The sequence below is a fragment of the Sphingobium sp. TCM1 genome (assembly GCF_001650725.1).
Taxonomy (GTDB): Bacteria; Pseudomonadota; Alphaproteobacteria; order Sphingomonadales; family Sphingomonadaceae; genus Sphingobium.
In genome coordinates this window covers 128,121-147,460 of the sequence record NZ_LXVX01000038.1, presented here as the reverse complement: position 1 = coordinate 147,460, position 19,340 = coordinate 128,121, and the positions used below count along the sequence as shown (strand labels likewise).

Annotated in this window: 24 protein-coding genes; 17 read left to right on the top strand and 7 right to left on the bottom strand. The window is 64.5% G+C overall.

Annotated features, from left to right (window positions below; genetic code table 11):
- Positions 1-8 precede the first annotated feature (8 nt).
- From A7Q26_RS19985 to A7Q26_RS19960, 6 genes are read left to right on the top strand one after another with little or no spacing between them, the layout of a single operon-like run.
- Positions 9-398: a response regulator gene (locus A7Q26_RS19985; protein ID WP_066863438.1), complete on the top strand. Its 390-nt coding sequence runs from the start codon at positions 9-11 to the stop codon at positions 396-398.
- 4 nt (positions 399-402) lie between these two features.
- Positions 403-930, top strand: a complete 528-nt coding sequence (locus A7Q26_RS19980) for a chemotaxis protein CheD (RefSeq protein ID WP_066863435.1) — start codon at positions 403-405, stop codon at positions 928-930.
- Positions 931-946: 16 nt separating this feature from the next.
- The gene (locus A7Q26_RS19975; protein WP_066863779.1) at positions 947-1,219 is read left to right on the top strand and encodes a hypothetical protein; all 273 of its coding nucleotides are present in this window, start codon (positions 947-949) and stop codon (positions 1,217-1,219) included.
- A gap of 17 nt (positions 1,220-1,236) precedes the next feature.
- Entirely contained in the window at positions 1,237-2,100 is an 864-nt protein-coding gene (locus A7Q26_RS19970) for a flagellar motor protein MotB (protein ID WP_066863432.1), read from the top strand.
- Between the two features lie 15 nt (positions 2,101-2,115).
- Positions 2,116-2,541: a hypothetical protein gene (locus A7Q26_RS19965; RefSeq protein WP_066863429.1), complete on the top strand. Its 426-nt coding sequence runs from the start codon at positions 2,116-2,118 to the stop codon at positions 2,539-2,541.
- Positions 2,542-2,561: 20 nt separating this feature from the next.
- Positions 2,562-3,185 carry a PilZ domain-containing protein gene (locus tag A7Q26_RS19960; RefSeq protein WP_066863426.1) on the top strand — a complete coding sequence of 208 codons (624 nt, stop codon included), beginning with the start codon at positions 2,562-2,564 and terminating at the stop codon, positions 3,183-3,185.
- A gap of 55 nt (positions 3,186-3,240) precedes the next feature.
- Here the strand turns inward: A7Q26_RS19960 and fliP are convergent, their stop codons facing one another.
- Genes fliP through A7Q26_RS19945 form a run of 3 tightly spaced genes read right to left on the bottom strand, consistent with a single transcriptional unit; the run spans position 3,241 to position 4,507 of the window.
- Positions 3,241-3,984 (bottom strand): flagellar type III secretion system pore protein FliP, encoded by a 744-nt coding sequence (fliP, locus tag A7Q26_RS19955; RefSeq protein ID WP_066863423.1) that lies wholly within the window; start codon positions 3,982-3,984, stop codon positions 3,241-3,243.
- Positions 3,977-4,267: a flagellar biosynthetic protein FliO gene (locus A7Q26_RS19950; protein WP_066863420.1), complete on the bottom strand. Its 291-nt coding sequence runs from the start codon at positions 4,265-4,267 to the stop codon at positions 3,977-3,979. Before A7Q26_RS19950 ends, fliP begins: the two co-directional genes overlap by 8 nt.
- A gap of 6 nt (positions 4,268-4,273) precedes the next feature.
- Entirely contained in the window at positions 4,274-4,507 is a 234-nt protein-coding gene (locus tag A7Q26_RS19945; RefSeq protein ID WP_066863417.1) for a FliM/FliN family flagellar motor switch protein, read from the bottom strand.
- A gap of 114 nt (positions 4,508-4,621) precedes the next feature.
- On the opposite strand from A7Q26_RS19945, the gene flgC reads away from it, so the two are divergent.
- The 8 genes from flgC (at position 4,622) to A7Q26_RS19905 (ending at position 9,532) form a co-directional block, all read left to right on the top strand.
- Positions 4,622-5,029 (top strand): flagellar basal body rod protein FlgC, encoded by a 408-nt coding sequence (gene flgC, locus A7Q26_RS19940; protein WP_066863414.1) that lies wholly within the window; start codon positions 4,622-4,624, stop codon positions 5,027-5,029.
- A gap of 11 nt (positions 5,030-5,040) precedes the next feature.
- Positions 5,041-5,367 (top strand): flagellar hook-basal body complex protein FliE, encoded by a 327-nt coding sequence (locus A7Q26_RS19935; RefSeq protein WP_066863411.1) that lies wholly within the window; start codon positions 5,041-5,043, stop codon positions 5,365-5,367.
- A gap of 135 nt (positions 5,368-5,502) precedes the next feature.
- Complete coding sequence (locus tag A7Q26_RS19930) at positions 5,503-5,766, top strand: flagellar biosynthetic protein FliQ (RefSeq protein WP_066863409.1); 264 nt, start codon at positions 5,503-5,505, stop codon at positions 5,764-5,766.
- A gap of 4 nt (positions 5,767-5,770) precedes the next feature.
- Positions 5,771-6,526: a flagellar biosynthetic protein FliR gene (locus A7Q26_RS19925; RefSeq protein ID WP_066863406.1), complete on the top strand. Its 756-nt coding sequence runs from the start codon at positions 5,771-5,773 to the stop codon at positions 6,524-6,526.
- Positions 6,527-6,529: 3 nt separating this feature from the next.
- The gene (gene flhB / locus A7Q26_RS19920; protein ID WP_066863403.1) at positions 6,530-7,597 is read left to right on the top strand and encodes a flagellar biosynthesis protein FlhB; all 1,068 of its coding nucleotides are present in this window, start codon (positions 6,530-6,532) and stop codon (positions 7,595-7,597) included.
- A gap of 118 nt (positions 7,598-7,715) precedes the next feature.
- Entirely contained in the window at positions 7,716-8,831 is a 1,116-nt protein-coding gene (locus A7Q26_RS19915) for a flagellar basal body P-ring protein FlgI (protein ID WP_198163011.1), read from the top strand.
- A 1-nt stretch (position 8,832) separates the two neighbouring features.
- A complete protein-coding gene (locus A7Q26_RS19910) occupies positions 8,833-9,120 on the top strand; it encodes a rod-binding protein (RefSeq protein WP_066863397.1) in 288 nt (95 codons plus the stop codon).
- Positions 9,110-9,532 carry a flagellar biosynthesis protein FlgN gene (locus A7Q26_RS19905; RefSeq protein ID WP_066863395.1) on the top strand — a complete coding sequence of 141 codons (423 nt, stop codon included), beginning with the start codon at positions 9,110-9,112 and terminating at the stop codon, positions 9,530-9,532. The genes A7Q26_RS19910 and A7Q26_RS19905 overlap by 11 nt, the downstream gene beginning before the upstream one ends.
- Positions 9,533-9,600: 68 nt before the next feature.
- Here A7Q26_RS19905 and A7Q26_RS19900 read toward each other — a convergent pair whose 3' ends face one another.
- The 4 genes from A7Q26_RS19900 to A7Q26_RS19885 form a co-directional block, all read right to left on the bottom strand.
- Complete coding sequence (locus A7Q26_RS19900; protein ID WP_066863392.1) at positions 9,601-10,926, bottom strand: putative bifunctional diguanylate cyclase/phosphodiesterase; 1,326 nt, start codon at positions 10,924-10,926, stop codon at positions 9,601-9,603.
- Between the two features lie 73 nt (positions 10,927-10,999).
- Positions 11,000-12,187 (bottom strand): helix-turn-helix domain-containing protein, encoded by a 1,188-nt coding sequence (locus A7Q26_RS19895; RefSeq protein WP_066863389.1) that lies wholly within the window; start codon positions 12,185-12,187, stop codon positions 11,000-11,002.
- 419 nt (positions 12,188-12,606) lie between these two features.
- Positions 12,607-13,032, bottom strand: a complete 426-nt coding sequence (locus A7Q26_RS19890) for a flagellar biosynthesis protein FlgB (RefSeq protein ID WP_066863386.1) — start codon at positions 13,030-13,032, stop codon at positions 12,607-12,609.
- A 14-nt stretch (positions 13,033-13,046) separates the two neighbouring features.
- Positions 13,047-15,749, bottom strand: coding sequence for a hypothetical protein (locus tag A7Q26_RS19885; protein WP_084439249.1), 2,703 nt, complete (start codon positions 15,747-15,749; stop codon positions 13,047-13,049).
- Between the two features lie 112 nt (positions 15,750-15,861).
- On the opposite strand from A7Q26_RS19885, the gene A7Q26_RS19880 reads away from it, so the two are divergent.
- The 3 genes from A7Q26_RS19880 to fliF all read left to right on the top strand — a co-directional run bounded on the left by A7Q26_RS19880 (position 15,862) and on the right by fliF (position 19,287).
- The gene (locus A7Q26_RS19880) at positions 15,862-16,890 is read left to right on the top strand and encodes a flagellar motor switch protein FliG (protein ID WP_443018175.1); all 1,029 of its coding nucleotides are present in this window, start codon (positions 15,862-15,864) and stop codon (positions 16,888-16,890) included.
- A 7-nt stretch (positions 16,891-16,897) separates the two neighbouring features.
- On the top strand, positions 16,898-17,578 hold the full coding sequence (locus tag A7Q26_RS19875) for a FliH/SctL family protein (protein ID WP_066863775.1): 681 nt from the start codon (positions 16,898-16,900) through the stop codon (positions 17,576-17,578).
- Between the two features lie 98 nt (positions 17,579-17,676).
- On the top strand, positions 17,677-19,287 hold the full coding sequence (gene fliF / locus A7Q26_RS19870) for a flagellar basal-body MS-ring/collar protein FliF (RefSeq protein ID WP_066863380.1): 1,611 nt from the start codon (positions 17,677-17,679) through the stop codon (positions 19,285-19,287).
- The last annotated feature ends 53 nt before the right edge of the window (positions 19,288-19,340 follow it).

The window sequence follows — 19,340 nt, the reverse complement described above, 5'->3', positions numbered from 1 at the left end:
TAGGGTTCATGCCGGCAGCGTCTGCAATTAAGGTAATGGTGGTCGACGATCAGACGAGTATGCGCGCGATGATCCGCCGCACGCTCCAGGATCTGGGGTTCAAGGATGTGCGCGACAAGGCCGGTCCGGTCGAAGCGCTGGCCGCGATCAAGGCGGATCGCGTCCACCTCATCATCTCGGACTATAATATGCCCGACATGGACGGGTTGCAGTTTCTGGAGGCGGTGCGCGCCGATCCGGTGATCGGCAAGACCGTGTTCATCATGCTTACTGGTTCGGCCGACAAGGAGGTCGTGCAGAAGGCGGCGGCGCTGGGCGTCAACAATTATGTGGTCAAGCCCTTCGCGCCCGCCGCGCTCAAGGAGAAGATTGAGCGCGTCTTCGGCGAGCTGGCCTGAGCCCATGCGCCGCGTCGCGATCGTCCAGGGCGAATATCATGTCGTGTCGGAGCCGGGCGTCGTCATCACCACGCTGCTCGGTTCCTGCGTCGCCGCCTGCCTGCAGGATCCGGTGGCGCGGGTGGGAGGCATGAACCATTTTCTGCTGGGAGAGCCGGGCGCCGACGCGCCGGTCGGCACTGCGGACATGCAGCGCTATGGCGTCCATGCGATGGAATTGCTGATCAACGCCATGATGCAGCGGGGCGCCCAGCGTTCGCGCCTGCGTGGCCATCTCTACGGCGGCGCCAATATCATCGCGGGGTTGGGCGGGATCGGCAGCGGCAATGCCGCTTTCGCGCATGGCTTCATGGAGACCGAAGGGATCGCCATCGGTCGATGCGAACTGGGCGGGGTGCAGGCGCGCAAGGTCGAATATATGCCTTTCGAAGGACGGGTACGATCGACCAGCGTCGCCGAGGCGCCGCCCCTGCCGCCCCGCACCCGGCCAGCGCCGGTGCTGGCTGCGGCGGGCGATGTCGAGCTATTTTGAGGAATCGGGGGACAAGATGACGAGGCAAGTGGCGCTGTGCGCCGCGCTGGCGCAGGAAATGCGCGTGACGCGGGGGCTCGTGGAGGAATTGGCGGCCACATTGGTCGCCGACGAGCGTTTCGTGATGGACTATCTGGACCAGCTCCAGGCGTTCGACCTGATCGTCCAGCATGTCGACGAAAGCGCGACGCTGCTCGACCGGGTGGCGACGGGGCAGGATCTGGACAGTGCGGTCGATGACGTGCGGCTGGCCGTGGTGCAGCAGCGCCTGCGCCTGGCGCTGGGCTGAAGCGGGAGAGGGGCGAGATGAGCAGCGGCGGCGGCGAACCGACGATCATTATCCGGAAGGTCAAGAAGGCAGCGCATGGCGGCCATCATGGCGGCGCCTGGAAGGTCGCCTATGCCGACTTCGTGACGGCGATGATGGCTTTCTTCATGCTGCTGTGGCTGCTGGCCAATCCTGACAAGGCGCAGTTGAAGGGGCTGGCCGACTATTTTTCGCCGGTATCGGCCAAGGATTCGCCGGCGACGACCCTGACATCGCTGCCAGGCGCGCAGCCGGGGCTCGGCGGTCATTCGCGTCATGCGCAGGCGGCGGACAGCGATCCTGTGGGCGAACCGTCGGCGGAGGCCGGTGTCAAGGGCGCGTCCCGGGGCGGCACGGCCGAAGTGCCCGAAGCGGCTTTACGGGTCCTTGCCGAAGAGATGCGCCTGTCGATAGAACCACCGATCACCGCCGTCGATGCGAGGCGCAACGTCGATGTCGAACAGAGCCGGGACGGGCTGCGCATCCATCTGGTCGACAGCGCCAAGCGATCCATGTTTCGCGGCAGCACCGCGCAGCTCAACGATTTCGCGCGGGACATGCTGGCGAAAGTTGCTGGCAAACTGGCGGGAACCAAGGCGCAGATCGCGATCGAGGGGCATACCGACAGCACAGGCGGACAGAGCGACGCGAACTGGCTGCTGTCCGCCCAGCGCGCGCTTGCCGCCCGCTCCGCCATGGTCGCCGCCGGGTTGACGCCCGATCGCTTCGGCGAAGTGGTAGCGAAGGCGGGAACCGAGCCAGTCTATCCCGATCGTCCGGACCTGCCGGAAAACCGCCGCATCACGATCGTCGTCCTGGCCGCGCCGTCGGCGTTGCCCCGCGACGCCAGTTTCAAATTCTGACCGGGAGGAAGGGCGATGAAGATAATCGCAGGTGCGCTGATCGCCCTGATATTGGGGGTCGGCGTGGGCGGGGCGAGTGCCTATGGCGTCGGCATGATCCGGCCTCAGGAGCGCCGTCCCGCTGTAATCGAGACGGAATTTGTTCCTACAGGAGCCATAATGGCGCCACTTGTCTTTCCAGATGGTCGACTTTCGGGTTATACGTCTTTCGATATACAGCTGGAAGTCTCTCAGGGACAGGGGGAATTGGTGAAAGCGAAACTGCCGTTACTGCTGAATGCGGTGAACATGCGTACCTATCGCACGCCCCTGGCCAGCGGCCCTGACGGGTTGATCCCGGGTGTCGCAGCCTTTCGGAAGGTGGTCATGGACGCTGCGCGTGAAATTTACGGTCCCGACATCGTTCGTGGCGTGGCTGTGACGCAGGCGTCGCCCGTTTAGGAACAGGAAAGGAGACGATCTTGCCCCTGCCCAAAGAGTCCGCAGAGAAACGCGCGCCTGACCGCGCGCACAGGCCGCGCGAGGCCCGTGTCACCACCATCCTGCTGATCGGCAAGATGATCAGCGCGCATGGCGAGGCGCTGTGCCGCATCCGCAACCTTTCGAATGGCGGTCTGATGGCGGAGGTCCATGTGCCGCTGCTGGTCGATGACCCGGTCGCGATCGAACTCAAGGCCGGCGATCAATTGTCCGGTCGCGTGCGCTGGCTGTGCGAGGGGCGCATGGGCATCGCGTTCGACACGCCGGTCGACGTGGGCACGGTGCTCGCGCGCGCGACCGTGCGCAGCATCGAGCAGGGGCTGGTGCGGGCGCCGCGCTTCGCGGTCGACTGCCGCGCCGAACTACGCGGCGATGGTCGGCGCCATGCCGGACGGCTGGTCAATGTCTCGCAGGGCGGCGCCCGGCTGGAGGTGGATTTCGAGGCGGAGCAGGATCAGTTGCTGACGCTTGCCATTCCCGGCCTGCCGGAACGTAAGGGCGGTGTGCGCTGGGCGAGCGATGGCGCGCTCGGCATGGCGTTCGTGGAACCGCTGGCCTTCGAGGAACTGGGCGGCTGGCTGGCCTGGCAGCAATCGCAGGCATGAAGAACGGCCCGACGACAGCCTGCCGCCGGGCCTTTGGATAGGAGGGTGGATCAAGCTAGCCCGGCATACCGAAACTCTTGACCAGCGATCCGGCGATCAAGGCCCAGCCGTCGACCAGCACGAAGAAGATGATCTTCATCGGCAGGGATATGGTCGCGGGCGGGAGCATCATCATGCCCATGGCCATCAGTACCGCCGCCACCGCGAGATCGATGACGAGGAAGGGCAAGAGCAGCAGAAAGCCGATTTCGAAGGCGCGCCGCAGTTCGGAGATCATGAAGGCAGGCATCAGAGTCGTCATCGGCAGTTGTGCGCGATTGGGCGCGGGCTTCCCCGAGAGCTGGACGAACAGGCCGACATCCTCGTCGCGCACATGTTTCAGCATGAAACCGTGGAACGGCGCGCTGGCCCGTTCCAGCGCCTGCGTCTCGTTGATCCGTCCCTCATTATAGGGGACCATTGCCTGCTTCCAGGCCGTATCGAAGGTCGGTCCCATGACGAAGAAGGAGAGGAACAGCGCCAGGCTGATGACCACAGGGTTGGGCGGGACTCCCTGGACGCCCAGGCCCGAGCGCAGCAGCGACAGCGCCACGACGATGCGGGTGAAGGAGGTGATGGTCATCAATATGCCAGGCGCGAGGCTCAGCACCGTCAGCATCAGCACCAGCTGGATCGCGCGGCCGGACAAAGACCCGTCGCCCGTGCCCGGCAGCATGTCCTTCGCGTGGGCGGCCTGGGGCAGGGCGAGCATCAGCGCGGTCGCGGCGATGGCGCCGCCGATCAGGAAAGATTTACGCATCCGGCGTCTCCGTTCCGGCATCGAGGATCAGCAGCCCTTCGGGAGCGATCAGCAGCATATGTTCGCGCCCGTCCTTGCGGATCAGTGCGACGCAGCGTCGCGGGTCAAGCGCGAGCCGCTCGACCAGTTCGAGGCGGCGAGGGGCACCGGCAGGCCCGAAACCGGACAGGAATTTCTGCGGCAGGCGGATCTCGTAGCGGCGCACGATCCACAGCCCGCCCGCGAGCAGACCCAGCACCACGCCCAGCGCGCCGATCATGCGCAGCAGTGATAGCATATCCATGGCGGATCAGCTCTTGCGCTGGATGACGCGAGTGATTTCCAGCGACATATGTTCGCCATCGACCAGGATCTTGCCCTCCGCCACCAGTTCGTTGTTCACATAGACGCGCGTGGGATCATTATGATCGCAGTCGAGCGGGATCATCGCGCCGCGGCTCATCTTGAGCACCTGCCGGATGGGCAGGTCGGTGGAACCGAGCACGATCGACAGGTCAATGGGGATACCTTCGAGGACCGACATAGGGGTCTCCTTTCAGGTTCGTTATAGGAATAATTTTATAGGATCAGGCCCGGCGCCCGGCAAAAATTGCCTATAAGGGGACTGTCTGCCTCACGCAGTCAGGAGCATGAAAGAATGGACCTGGATTCATCCATCGGCGTGTCGGCCTCCGGCCTGCGCGCCCAGTCGCTGCGGATGCGGGTGATCGCCGAAAATCTGGCGAACTCGGATTCCGTGGCGGCCAGGCCGGGGGGCGATCCCTACAGGCGGCGCGTCACCACCTTCCGGAGCGAAGTCGATCGCGCCACCGGCGCCACCCGCGTGGCGGTGAAGTCGATCGAGGGCGACAAGAGCCAGTTCCAGCGCGTCTACGAGCCGGGCAATCCGGCCGCCGACGCCAGCGGCTATGTTCAGCGCCCCAACGTCAACAGTCTCATCGAAACCGCCGACATGAAAGCGGCGCAGCGATCCTACGAGGCCAACCTCAACGCCATCGAATCCGCGCGCGGCATGACCATGCGGACCATCGACCTGCTGAAATAAAGGAACTTTACATGGCAATCGGAACCCTCGACGCGGCGGCCGCCTACGGCCGCTCGCTCAAGACCCTCGCGCCCTTGGCGGGCGAAGGCACCACCGGCATCGGTCAGAAGGAGGCCGGCGGCGGCAGTTTCGGATCGATGATCGAGACCATGGTGAGCGATGCTGCGGGAACGCTGCGCGTCGCCGAGACGGAAAGCGCCAAGCAGGTGGCGGGGAAGGGTGACATGATCGATGTCGTCACCGCGATCGGCGCGGCCGAGACGGCGCTCGATACGGTCGTCGCCGTTCGCGATCGTGTGGTGAGCGCCTATTCCGAAATCATGCGGATGCAGATTTAGCGAAACTCCGCCCCCGTTCGCCTGAGCCTGTTGCAGGGCCAAAGTTCTCGCCGGCAAGGCACGCGGCTTGGGACAAGCTCAGCGCTGAACGGCGGCGACCAATCATGCCGGCTCCACCACCACAAAGGAACAGTCATGGCTTCCACTGACGTCATGGAAATCGTGCGCGCCGCGTTGATGCTAGTGCTGACCATCGCGGGACCGATGCTGATCGCCGCGCTGATCGTCGGTGTCGCCATCGGCCTGTTGCAGGCGTTGACCCAGGTGCAGGAAATGACGCTGACCTTCGTGCCCAAACTGGTGGTGCTGGGGATCGTGCTGTTGCTCAGCCTGCCGATGATCGGCCAGGCGTTGTCGGTCTTCATGGACCGCATCGCCGACGCCATCGTCCACGGATAGCGTCATGGACCAGATTCCCATCGATGCGGCGACGTTCCTGATCCTCTTCGCGCGGGTGGGGGCGGTATTGATGCTGCTCCCCGCCTTTTCGGAGGAAACCGTGCCTCCGCAGATCCGGCTGGTCATGGCCCTGGGCTTTTCCCTCGGCCTCTATGGTCTCCTCGGCCCGAAGATCGCCCCGCTAGCCGCATCGCAGGCGGTTCTGCCGATCATTATCATCGCCGAAATGCTGGTCGGCATCGCCATGGGCATGATCGTCAAGATGCTGTTCAGCGCGGCGGCCATGGCCGGCTCCATCGCCAGTATGCAGATCGGCCTTGCTTCCGCGCTGGTGGCCGATCCGTCCCTAGGCGGCCAGTCGCCGCTGCTCGCGCGCCTTATCGGCCTCGCTGCGGTGATCGTTTGCATGGCGCTGGGTGTCCATCATCTGTGGATCGCCTCGATCGTCAACAGCTACGCCCTGTTTCCGGTGGGAGGTCTGGCACCGGCACGGGATTTCGCCATGCTGGCGGTGGGCGTGCTGGGGCAGGCGACCGGGCTGGGCGTCAGCCTTGCCGCGCCGTTGATCCTCTATGGCGTGATCTTCAACCTGGGCCTTGGCCTCGCCGCCCGCGTGGCGCCCGCGATCCAGGTCTTTTTCATCACCCAGCCGCTCAACCTGCTGCTTGGCCTTTCGCTGTTGGCGATGGTCGGGGGCACGATGCTGACCGGCTTCGCCACTGCCATGGGCGATTTCATGGCCAGCGGCTGGAGCTTTTGACCCATGGCCGAGGCCGACAAGGACCAGCGCACCCACGCCCCGACGCAGAAGCGGCTGGAGGACGCCCGCAAGAAGGGCGATGTCGCCCTCTCGCCGGAGATGCGCCATGCGACGATGATGATCGGCGCGACCATCGTCATCGGCTGGGCCGGCATGTCGGCCCTGTCCGGTCTGGCTAGCATGCTCGCTCGCCTCTGGGGCAGCGCCGATGATTACCGCCTCGACGGCCATGGCGCCCGCGATGTCGCGGCCGGGATCATGAGCCATGTCGCGCTCAGCCTGGCGCCCGTCATGGGGGTATTGTTCGCCTGCGCACTGGGCACGTTGTTCCTGCAGGGGCGGGTGACACTGAGTTGGTCGCGCGTCGCGCCCAAATGGTCCAAGCTGAACCCCATGTCGGGCTTCAAGCGCCTGTTCGGAACCCGTGCGCTGGTCGAGTTCGCAAAGACGCTCGCGAAGTTCGGCGCCATCGCGACGGTCGCCTTTCTCGTGCTGCGCCCGCGCTTTGGCGGCCTCGATCAACTGGTCGGCTATACGCCGGGCGGTGTCGGTCTGGTTGCGGGCCGCATGGCGTTCGAGGCGATCCGCGCCGTCACTCTGCTGGTCGTGCTGCTGGCGGTCGCGGATTTCCTCTACCAGAATCGCGCCTTCATCAAGCGGATGCGTATGACGCTTCAGGAATTGAAGGACGAGCATAAGCAGAGCGAAGGCGACCCCAAGATCAAGGGCAAGATTCGCCAGATCCAGATGCAGCGTGCCCGACGCCGCATGATGGCAGCCGTCCCGGAAGCGAGCGTCATCATCACCAACCCCACCCATTATGCCGTGGCATTGAAATATGACCATGGCGCCATGGCCGCGCCGGTGGTGGTGGCGAAGGGCGTCGATGCCGTGGCGCTGCGTATCCGCGAGGTTGCGAAGGGCGCCAATGTCCCCATCGTCGAGGCGCCGCCGCTCGCTCGCGCGCTCTATGCCACAGTCGAGATCGACCGTCCCATTCCCATCGAGCATTATGCCGCGGTGGCCGAAATCATCGGCTATGTCATGCGGCTCGCCAGACAGGGGCGGTAGTCGTGCGCGCTTTGCTGCGGTCGTCGGCTCCGCCGACGCCGGCACGATCGAAAGACGCAATTTGCGCTTCCTTCTCCCCATTCCCTCTCTCCATCCTCCTATAAGGACTAAGATGAAGATGCTGACGAAATCGCCGACCCTGACCCTGGCCGCGTTGTTCGCGGCATTGGCGCCGGTCCCGGCGCTGGCCGGTCCCACGCCGCGGATCAAGGATATCGTCGATGTCCAGAATGTGAGGCCCAACCAGCTGGTCGGCTACGGTCTCGTGGTCGGCCTGCAAGGCACCGGCGACCGCATCCGCAACATTCCCTTCACCGAAGAGACGTTGCAGGCGATGCTGGAGCGGATGGGCGTCAACATTCGGGGGACGCAAATGCTGACGCAGAATGTCGCGGCGGTGTCCGTGACGGCGACCATGCCGCCCTTCGCCCGCGCCGGATCGACCATCGATGTGCAGGTTTCGGCACTGGGCGATGCCACCAGCCTTCAGGGCGGAACCCTGCTGGTGTCATCGCTCCGCGCCCTCGATGGCGAAATCTATGCCGTGGCGCAGGGACCGGTCGCCGTGTCGGGGTTCAAGGCGCAGGGGGCCGCCGCGCGCCTCAGCCGTGGAGTCACCACGACCGCCCGGATCGCGGGCGGAGGGATCATCGAGCGGGAAGTGCCTTTCGCGCTCAAATCCGCCACCAGCCTGAAGCTGGCGCTCAAGAATCCCGACTTCACGACGGCGGACCGGATCGCCGGCGTCATCAATCGGCAGATGCCCGGCACCGCCGAAGTACTCGATCCCGCGACGGTCGAAATCCGTCCTGCCGGCGCCTTTGCCGGTTCGGTCGTCGAGCTAGTCACCCGTGTCGAGAATATGACCGTGGAGGTCGACCAGCCTGCCCGCATCGTCATCAACGAGGCAGCGGGCACGGTCGTCATGGGTGCCGATGTCCGCATCAGCCCGGTCGCCATTGCGCAGGGCGGCCTGACCATCAGCGTCAGCGAAAATCCGGTCGCCTCGCAGCCCGGTCCCTTGTCCAATGGCGAGACGGTCACGCTCCCGCGCACGCAGATCACAGCGGACGATGGCAACGGCGCCTCGCTCGCCCTGCTGGGTGGCGGGGCGTCGCTCCAGTCCCTGGTGTCGGGCCTCAATGCGCTGGGCGTCAGCCCGCGCGACCTCATCACTATTCTCCAGGCCTTGCGCAGCGCCGGTGCGCTCCAGGCCGAAATCGCGGTGCAATAATATGGCGGATGCTGTCAGCGCGCTGCCCGTGACATCCCGTGCCACCGGCAGTGCCGCAAAGGTCGCGCGCGAGTTCGAGGGTGTCTTTGCCGGCCAGATCGCGAAGATCATGATGGAATCGGTCGAGATGGACGGCGACTTCACCGGCGGGTCGGGCGAGTCCATGTTTCGCGGCATATTGGCCGAGCAGATCGGCGCGCAGATCGCGAAGGGGCGGGGCCTGGGCCTCGCATCAGCGGTGGAGGCGCAGATTATCCGGATGCAGGGAGGAGAGAAGGATGCCCAATGAGATGATCGACATCATGACTTCCCTGTCGGCGATCATGAACGAGGAAACTCGGCGGCTGCAGGGGCAGGAGCGCGCGTTGAGCCTTGCGGAACTGGCGGCGGCGAAGGCCCGCCTCGTCGCGCGGCTGGAGGAGTTGCTGGCCCGGCGCAACCGGCATCAGCCGGAATGGGCCGAGGAAATGGAAGTCGAGATACGAGAGCGGCTGATCGAAGCGCTGGCCGAACTGCGCCACGCCTCTGCCACAAACGCCAGCTTGCTGGAGCGCCAGATCGACCTGTCGATGGAGATGATGACCGCGATCGCCGCCGAAGCGCGTCGTTTGGCGGGCAATCGCGCCCGCACCTATGGCGCGCGCGGTGATCTGGCTAAGATGGAACTGACCACGCCTATCTCCTTCAACGGCGAATATTAAGTCCAGGCTGATCGAAAGAAAAGGCGCGGCAGGGACCGCGCCTTTTTCGTATCCGCCCTGTCCTGTTCTCATGGATGGGATGAAAGGGCCCGCGTCCGGGCCGCATCGGCCGGTTCCGGCCGGCCGAAATAATAGCCTTGGCCGAATGCGCAATCGAGGTCGCGGAGAAACCGCGCATGGTCCGGGGTTTCGATCCCCTCGGCGGTGACGGGCATGGAGAGGCTGCGGCCGAGATCGACGACCGCCTTGACGAGCTTGCGGCCCGCTTCCCGGTCCAGCGACTGGATCAGCGTCCGATCGATCTTGAGATGGTCGATCTCCAGATTGCAAAGGCGGCTGAGGCTGGCATAGCCCGTGCCGAAATCGTCCAGGGCGATGCGAACGCCGGTATTGCGCAGCGAACGGATGGTTTCGTGCGCGCTCGCCAGATTATGGATCAGCGCGCTCTCCGTGATCTCGACGATAAGGCGGCCGGGCGCCAGCCCGGAGGCGAAGAGGATGCGTAGCAGCATGACCGCATTGTCGGGATCGCAAAGCTGTGCGGGCGAGATGTTGATCGACACGGTGAAATGCGCCGGCCAGTCCCGCGCATCGCGGCAGACCTGGCGCAGCATCATGAACAGCAGATCCCGGTCCAGCCCCATGTCGTCGACGATGGGCAGGAAGCGGTCCGGCCCCAGCAGCCCCTGGCGCGGGTGGTGCCAGCGCGCGAGCGCCTCGAACCCCTTGGGGCGGCTGTTGTCTAGCAATATGATCGGCTGATAATAGGGCAATATTTCGCCCCGCATCAGGCTGGTGCGAAGATCATTCTCCAATTCCGTGCGATCGTCGAGGTCCGTGAACATCTCCGGACAAAAGCATCGCACGGTCTCGCCACCGGCCTGCTGAGCATGGGACAAGGCGAGGGAGGCTGCATGAAGCAGGTCATCCGCGGACAGCGCCGGCTCGTCCGCGATCACCATTCCGCCCGAAGCGGTCAGGTAAACCACATGCTCTCCCAGCAGGATGGGTTCACGGATGACTTGTTGTACCGTGTCCGCGAGTGCCAGGGCGATCGCTTCGTCACCGGCAAAGGGAAAGAGGCAGGCGAATTTGTCCGCCGCGAGATGGATCGACCGGACGGTCCGGATGCTCCCCAGCCTCTGCCGGGCGACGATCTCCAGCACCGCATCGCCCTTGGCGGGGCCGCACAGGTCGTTGACCAGGTCGAAACGGTCAAGGTCGATCAGCAGCAGCGCCAGCCGATCGACAGGCTCCCGGGCCTCGACCATCTCGTCCAGCGCCTGTTGCAGGCGCTGGCGCGAGGAAAAGCCGTTCGACATGACGGCCGACGGCGGGAGTGAGGAGCGCGAACCGCGTCCGAGCGCAGACTTGATCGTGCCAGAAATCGACATGGTTCAACCGGTTATCCTCCACTCTCCATTATAGGGCGGAGAATGACGAGCGATGTCCGGGGCGGGCCAATCTTTATTCGAACTGTGCCGACAGCACGGTTGCGACATCTTCGGGGGCGACATCGTCGATGGCGATCTCCCGATCGGGATGTTCGCTATAGCCGAACATCCGCCCTTGCCGGTCGAATGTCACGGACAGCAGCCGAAGGCCTTCCGCTTCACGGATGACCGCCAGGCCGCCGGCCGACGGAAAGCGATCTGGATCGACAATGATCGTCGACCGGCCCGGTAATCCCGAACCCAGCGTCGGCCGGCATATCCGCAGGCCATAGGCGCGCGGTCCGGCATTGCGGGGCGCTTCGACCTGTTCGCCGGTCGCTACGCGCGCGATCAGCCCGTCGTTGAGCGGCGCGCCGAATACCGGGACGAGGCGCACGGTGACATTGTCCGACGCGTGGATGGCGTCCAGCACGGGCGCCGAGACGTCGTCTGGCATGAGGCTGCCCAATGCCGGGTGCGCGGCCTTGGGGCGTGGCAGTGGCCGGGCGCGTGGACCTTCGGCAGCCAGTTCGCGCCGTAGCGCGAGAATTCTGGCGCGGGTCTTGGCGATCCGGGTTTCCGGGTTGGCGATCATGGGCAGCATGGCGTCCAGTTCACCCCTCGCATGGGCGAGGACGACATCCTGTTCCAGCCCGGCGGCATCGCGCACGCCGAAGAGGCGACACAGCGCCTGCTGGATGTCAGCGCTCCAACGATCGAAGGGCTTGTAGGCATTTTCGATCCGGGACAGGATGACCGGCGCGATGCCATAGTCCATTTCGAAGGCGGCGATCGTCAGCGAAGCGTCCGCCGCCCGCCGCGCGCGAACGGCGGCGGCCACCAGCACGGCCAGGCTGTCCGCAAGCGGATCGGCGCTGTCGGGCGACTGAAATTCCGCCGCCCACGCCGCGATGTCGAAAGCGGCATCATCAATATCGATCAACAGCCGCTCCGGATCGACCTCCAGCGCAGTAGCAATCTGCCTGATTTCATCGGCACGGGCGAAAATCTCACCGCGCTCGATCTTCGACAGGCGAATATAGGTTATGGAAGGAATCGACTGGGATAGTTGCAGCAGCGATCCGGCATTTCTTTTTTTCCTATATTCCCGAATATTATTGGGAAACAGGAAGGCGCGGAAGGCATCGACGCCGGCAAGTGGACGCAGAACGGGGGCCGGGCGGGTCGTTCTGGAGCGGGATTGGCCAAATTTCTGCGTCATATTGCCCTCTGCGTGCGGAACAATTTTAGGAACGGCTCGTCACTCCCTCATTTGCCCTATTCTCATAGCATTTTGTGTTGGTCAATGATTTACAATCAGCAACTCTGACGATGTCACAATTGGAAACATCCTATAGGGTATACTGTTGCGATTCATTATCGAGCACGAAATGCTGCCTCCAACGCATCTAGGCGGCAGATGTATCCCAAAAATTTCACAAGACTTCACGATTTTTCGCGCGCGGACTTATAGGATGCATCCGCTTAGCGGGATCGTGCATGGCCTATGGCGGAGCGATGCATGGAATTGCCACGCGCTTGTCGCCTGGCGCGTCTCATCTATATGACTACGCGCCCGGCTGGACTGAGCGACCGACCGGTCCCCTTTCGGAACGCGCAGTCAGGACCAGGACGGGCGGATCAGCCTTTGCCGATGGCCGTTTTCAGCAGGCCGATCTGCTTGCGGTACAGGTTGGTCATGGCTGCGAAATCCGCCTGAACCTCTCCCATCTTGAGAAGCTGGTCTTCCAGCGTGACATTATTGCCATCGGGCTTGGTCTCGCTGATGTCGCTTTCGAGGATCACGCGACTGTTCGCGCGCGGCGCTTGCGCACCGAGCGCGGCCATGCCGCCCGACAACTGGACATGAGGGCGGCCGACGCGCGGTTTCCCGCCGTTGCCGTCATAGACCTGGACAAGCGACGAAAAGTCCGGCGCTTCGACGGTCTGCGCCTTGAAGCCGGGGGTTTCGCCATTGGCGATATTTTCCGCGATCACCCGCTGGCGTTCGGAGAGATGCTTCATCGAACGGCCGATGCCGTCGAGTATCGAGGGAGTGAAGGTCATGTCGGGTCTGCTCCTTACACGGAAAGGCGACTGAGCGCCGCCTGATACTGGGCAAGCCGGGCCTGCTGATAGACGGAACCGCCGCCGGTCACGGTGCCGTTGATCTGGGCTTCCTTGGACGAATCCCAATAGAGCGATCGATAGGCGCTCTGCGTCATCGACAGGGCGGCATTGATCCGGGACAGCGCCGCTCCCGCGGACTTCAGGTCGGTCAGGTTGAGCATGTCGTTCAGGTTGAGGCTGTATGTGCCGCCGGGCGTCACTTTTGGCGCATCGGGATCCTTGGGCGCCGGGGCGACGAGCCGGATCGGGGTCATGCCCAGCTTGGCCAGCGCGTCGCCGCCGTCCGGGCCGGCGATCAGCTCGATGCTGTGTCCGGTTTTGGCGTCGACGCGCAACACCTGCTCGCCATCGACCTTCGCCGTAGTGGCGGTGCCGTTCACTCCGGTGATGCGCTGGATCTTCTGCGCCAGCGTGGCCATGCTTTCATCTTTGCCGATGGTGATGGTGCGTACTGTGCCGCCATCGACGCGCAGGCTGAACTTGTCGCCTTCCTTGAGCGTGGTCTGGGAGGAAATGGTGGCCGATACGGTCGGGCTCAGCGATCCCCGGCCGAGGCCCAGCGCGCCCAGCGCGGTCGCGCCGCCGGTCACGGCTGTGATCTTCACCGGTTCGACGCTGTGCGTGACGAGACCCCATTGGTCCACGTCCGCAACCGCGCCGGTGGTCGTGTCGATCCGGGCGACGAAGCCGTCGACCTTGCCGCTTTTCGTGCCTTCGAGCGCGCCATTGGTGCGACCACCCACATAGAGTGCGCCGTTCATATAGGCCAGGCTGTCGGCCTGATCGTCGCTGGTGGTGCCGATATAGCTCGTACTGGCCGAGGAGAAATCGGACGTGATCCGGGTCACAAAGGCATCGCGCCCGCCAGTCATGCCATTGGCCTGATCGCCATCGACCGCCACGCTGGCAGCGCCGGCGACCGCGATTTCGCCACTGTCCGATACCGCGATCGCACGGGCATCGACTGCGCCGAGGCTGACCGATCCAAGATCGGTCGACAACGCCTGCGCATCGATCCGCCTCAGCGTCGCATCGGCGCCCTCCCTGGTAAGCGCCAGCAGTTCGCCCGACCCGTCGATAGCCAGCGCGGTGATCGAGTCCGACCCGCCGCTGTCGATGGTCCGCTTTTCCTGAACCTTGCCGGTCGCATCGAGCCGCACGAGCACGGCGTCGCCACCGCCCGTGGAAGCGCGGCCCGCGACATAAAGGCTGCCGTCATCGCCGACGGCGAGCGCGGTGGCGCTTTCGTTGCCGACCTGCCGGATGGCCGTGGCGAAAGTCTGCGTCCCGTTGGCGGAGAAGCGCGCGACGAGCATGTCGGTCTGGCTGTCATCGCTGCCGGTGAAGGCGCCGCTGACCGTGCCCGCGACGACGATATCACCGTTGGCGGCGATGGTGACTGCAGCGCCTTCGCCGGTTCCGGCCGCGCCCAGGCTGCGCTGCCACACGGTCCGGCCCTCGCTGTCGACCTTGGTGAGGAACATGTCGTCATCGCCGTCCGACAGGGAGCTGCCCAGATCGCCGGCGGTGGTGCCGACGACATAGCTGAAGCCCTGGGCATCCGTGGCGATCGCGCGGGCGGTCGTACCGACATAGACGATGGGATCGGCTGCATCCTCGTCATCGGCGTCGGCATTGGCGGCCGCGACGGCCTGAGCCTGGGCGGTTGCCTTGCTGTCGATGGCGTTGATCGTGCTCAGCCGTTCGGTTTCGAGCGCCGACGCCGGATCGTCCACGCGGAATATCTGCGCCGATGTAGGTCCGTCCGTGGCGGTTCGGCCACTGGCTATCATCAGCGCGTCAGTGGCGTTGACCTGATCGATCGACGCCTTCTCGATACCGGCTGCGGTAAAGGCTAGACCCCATGTGTCCCCGCTCTTCTCGACCGTGAATCGCGACTTCCACAGACTGGTCGGGTTGCCGCCCGCATCCAGGATCGGATTGCCGCTGCCATCGAGCGCGGGCGTCGCCCCGATTGCGGCATTCAGGGCGTCGGCAACCGAATCCAGCGTCGGTGGCTGTGTCGTGGTCGACAGATCCACCGTGACCGTTTCGGTGGCCGTGCCGCGCGTGAGTGTGACGCTGAACACTTCATTGCCAGTCAGGCCGGCGAGGGCGCCGTCGCGCGTCGCGCTGACGCCTTCGGCATAGACCTTGCCCGAACTGTCGGTCGTCTCGATGCCGATGCTTTCCGATCGACGCGTGACCAGCCCATAGTTCAGGGTCAGAAGATCGGTTTCCGCCTGTCCCAGAAAGGTTTGTAGGTCGCTTAACCCCTTGGCAAATATCTTTTGCAGCGCCAGCCGTTCCGTCGAAGACGTCGTCTTCTTGGCTGCGCTGTCGGCTAACAGGCGCAAGGCGTCCAGCGCCTTGTAGGTGGTGAAGGCGGTCTGGATGTCGGGCAGATCCTCCAGCCCATTGTCGCTACTGGTGTCGATGATCGTCTTCAGCCGCTTGATCGCCGCGATCTGGGTGCTCAGCGGGGCGTCGCTCGGTTCCTCCTGCCAGGGCGGCGTGGTTTCCGGCAGGGTGAAAGCTTTTTTCGCCTCGATCACTGCCGGCGTGTCGGTCGTCGACGCATAATAGGAGGTGAAGCCGTTGGTTCCTCCCAGCAGGGACAGGCCGACCAGGCCGTTGGATAAATTTATCGTCAAGCAATCCTCCATCGCCGGAAGCTGCCGGCACTCTCCTATAAGATAGAGGAATGCAGCCTTGATCCGGTTCGGCGCGGGGCAATATTTTGGGGAATATGTGCATATGAACATGATGACGCCGCAATTCGGCGAGCCGCCCGAATTGAAGAAATATTCGGGACTTCAGCGCGCCGCCGCGCTGATGCTGGCGCTGGGGCGCGATCATGGCGGGCCGATCTGGGAGCAATTGTCCGTCGAGGAAATCAAGGAATTGTCCTCCGCCATCGCCCAGCTGGGCCGTGTCCCCTCTGTCGTGGTCGAACATCTGCTGGTGCAGTTTTCCGGCGAAGTATCGAGCATGGCTTCGCTCCATGGCTCGTTCGAGACCACTGAAAGGCTGCTTGAAGGTATATTGCCCGCCGATCGCGTGCGGGAGATCATGGAGGATATTCGTGGTCCCTCCGGGCGGACGATGTGGGACAAGCTGTCCAATGTCAGCGAGGCCGTGCTGGCCGGTTATCTGAAGAATGAATATCCGCAGACCGTGGCCGTCATTCTGCACAAGCTGCGGTCGGATCATGCTGCCCGGGTGCTCGCCGAACTTCCCCGCGAGCTTGCGACCGATGTCGTCATGCGGATGCTGAAGATGGACACGGTGCAGAAGGATGTGATTCTCCAGGTCGAACAGACGCTGAAGAGCGAGTTTATGACGAACCTGTCCCGCGCCCAGCGCCGCGACCCGCACGAGACGATGGCGGAACTGTTCAACGCGCTCGACCGGTCGACCGAGGAGGCGATGCTGGTCGCGCTCGACGACCGGGCGCCCGAGTCGGCGGAGCGGATTCGCGCGCTGATGTTCACCTTCGAGGATCTGGCTAACCTGCTGCCAGGGGCCATCCAGACGATCGTGCGCAACAGCAACAAGCGCGACCTGGCGCTGGCGCTGAAGGGCGCGCCGGAGGAGATGAAGCAGATTTTCTTCAAGGCGATGACCGAGCGTGCGGCGAAGCTGATGCGCGACGATATGGCGGCGATGGGGCCGGTGCGCGCGCGTGAGTGCGAGGACGCGCAGGCGTCGCTCGTGCGCCTTGCCAAGTCGCTGGGCGACCGGGGTGAAATCATGCTCGTCGATCCGAAGAGCGACGATGCGATGATCTATTGAGCCGATGATGGAGGCTGCCATTTCGATAAAGCCGTTCGGTTTCGACCGGGTGTTCCGATCCGGCCCCGCGCCGGTGGAGGACGTTCCGGCGTCTCCGCCCGTCGAGGAACTGCAGGGTCAGATCGCGGCGCTGCAGGAGCGGATCGAGGAGATGCGCCAGGACCGGGAAACCGCGCTGCTGAAAGCCCGCGCTGAGGGGCTGGCCGCGGGGCTTGCTCAGGCGCGGGGCGAACGCGCGGAAGCCATGCTGTCCGCAACCGACGCGCTCCACGCTGCGCTGGACGAACTGGGTGGGCAATGGGCGCACGAAAGCGATCGCATCATGCGCGAGGCCGCCGAGGTGGCGCTTTGCGCCGCGGAGATGATCGCTGGCCATGCGATCCGGCAGGCGCCGGGGCAGGCGATCGACGAAGCGCTGGGCCGCGTGCTGCGGCAGGTCGTGCGCGGCACGTCCGTATCGATCCGCGTTCATCCCGACAGCCTGGAGGATGTCGAGCGGCTGGTGGCGGAACGCCGCGCGGGGGAACGACGCGCCCTCAATATCGCGATCGTCGCAGACGCGACGATCGCGCGGCATGACGCCCATATCGGCTGGGCCGAAGGCGGGCTGATCGTCGAGGCCGCAGCGCGCCGCGCCGCCGTGGCGCGCGAACTGGATGGGCTGCTGGGAGAGGCCGGCACGGTGTAAACTTTTCCCGCCGCGGGCAACTATTGCCTAGCTGATCCTCCTATAATGAAGGAGCGGGACGGCCAGGGGGCCGCCCCCTCTCTCAAGAAGAGGCAGCCTTGAACGCTTTGCGGAATTTTATCGAGCAGATCGGCCCTCGTCGCGCCTTGCTGATGGGGGGCGTTGCCGCGGCCCTGTTGCTGGGCATCGGCTATCTGGCTCTGCGAAGCCCATCGAGCGAGATGGGATTCCTTTACACCGACCTGGAACCCTCCGCCACGCAGGCGATCGGCGAAAAGCTCAAGGGACAGGGCGTCCCGTTCCAGATTTCTGCCGATGGCACGTCCGTCATGGCGCCGGTCGACAAATTGCCGGAACTGCGCATGGCCATGGCCGGCGATCAGCTCGGCGGGAAGATCGGCTATGACGTGCTGGACGCCGAACAGCCCTTCGGCATGTCGGCGTCGCGCGCGAAGCTCAACGAGACCCGCGCCATCGAGGGGGAACTGTCCCGGTCGATCGAAAGCCTGGAGCGCGTCACCAAGGCGCGAGTGCATCTGGTCATGCCGGAGCGCGCGATGTTCGAGACGGAGCGGCGCAAGGCGACCGCAGCGGTCACGGTCAAAACTACCGGCCGCCTCCCCGGTGAATCGGTGCAGGCCATTCGCCACCTGGTCGCATCGGCCGTGCCCGAATTGTCGCCCGAAAGCGTGTCGATCGTCGACCAGTCGGGCGCGCTTCTGGCCCGGGCGGGCGAGAGCGGAAGCGCCGGTTCATCCGAGATCGACGAGCGTCAGGCCTCCGTCGAGAACAAGTTGAGGACCGAGATCGAGGCCATGTTGGCGCCGATCGTGGGCGCCGGTAAGGTCCGCGCCGAGGTTGCCGCCGTGCTGGAGCGCGATCAGGTGCGTGAAGAGGCGGAGATATTCGATCCCGATACCCAGGTCGTCGCCCATCAGGTGACAGTCGAATCCAGCGATCAGAATGACGAAAGCGGCGCGGGCGCGCAGGGCGTGACCGTCGGCGCACAGTTGCCCGACAATGAGGCTGCGATCAACGGGACGGGGGGCGAGAGCCGCCGTTCCGCCCGCAACGAAACATCCGAGGACATCACCTACCAGAACAGCCGCACCCAGAAGGTGAGTGTCCGCTCGCCCGGTAAGGTGTCGCGCCTGACTGTCGCGGTGATGGTGGACGGCGGTCCCAAGGGTCTGCCGCAGGGCGAGATGCAGCGGCTTCAGCGCCTGGTGGAAAATGCAGTGGGCTTCGATGCCGAACGCGGCGACAGCGTGGTCGTCGAGAATATGAGCTTTGCCGCGCCCGGCGAGCTCGACGAACCGGCCGAGGGTCTGCCTTTCGGTGTCACCGCCGACGGCCTGCTCGACCTTGCCAAATATGTGCTGATCGGTGGCGTTGTCCTGTTCGCCATCCGCATGTTGCGGCCAAAGGTTATGCCTGTCGAAGGCGAAGTGGAGCCGGTCGAACATCTGCTGGCTGCGGAGAATGAGGAAATGGCCACGCTCGCCCAGCGTGCGGCCGATGGCGACGAGGAAGCGATCCGCCAGCTGGAGGAAGTCCGCGCGCAGGATGTGCCGCTGCTCGATGAGGAAATCGCGCTCGCCCAGATCGACGGGCGGATCAAGGTCTCCGCGCTGAAGCGCATCGGCGACGCCATCGCCGCCGGACCGGCGGAATCCGCCTCGGTGATCCGGCAATGGATGAATGCATGAAAGGGGATGCAATGAGTGAAAATATGGAACCTCGGCAACTCTCGCCGGCCCAT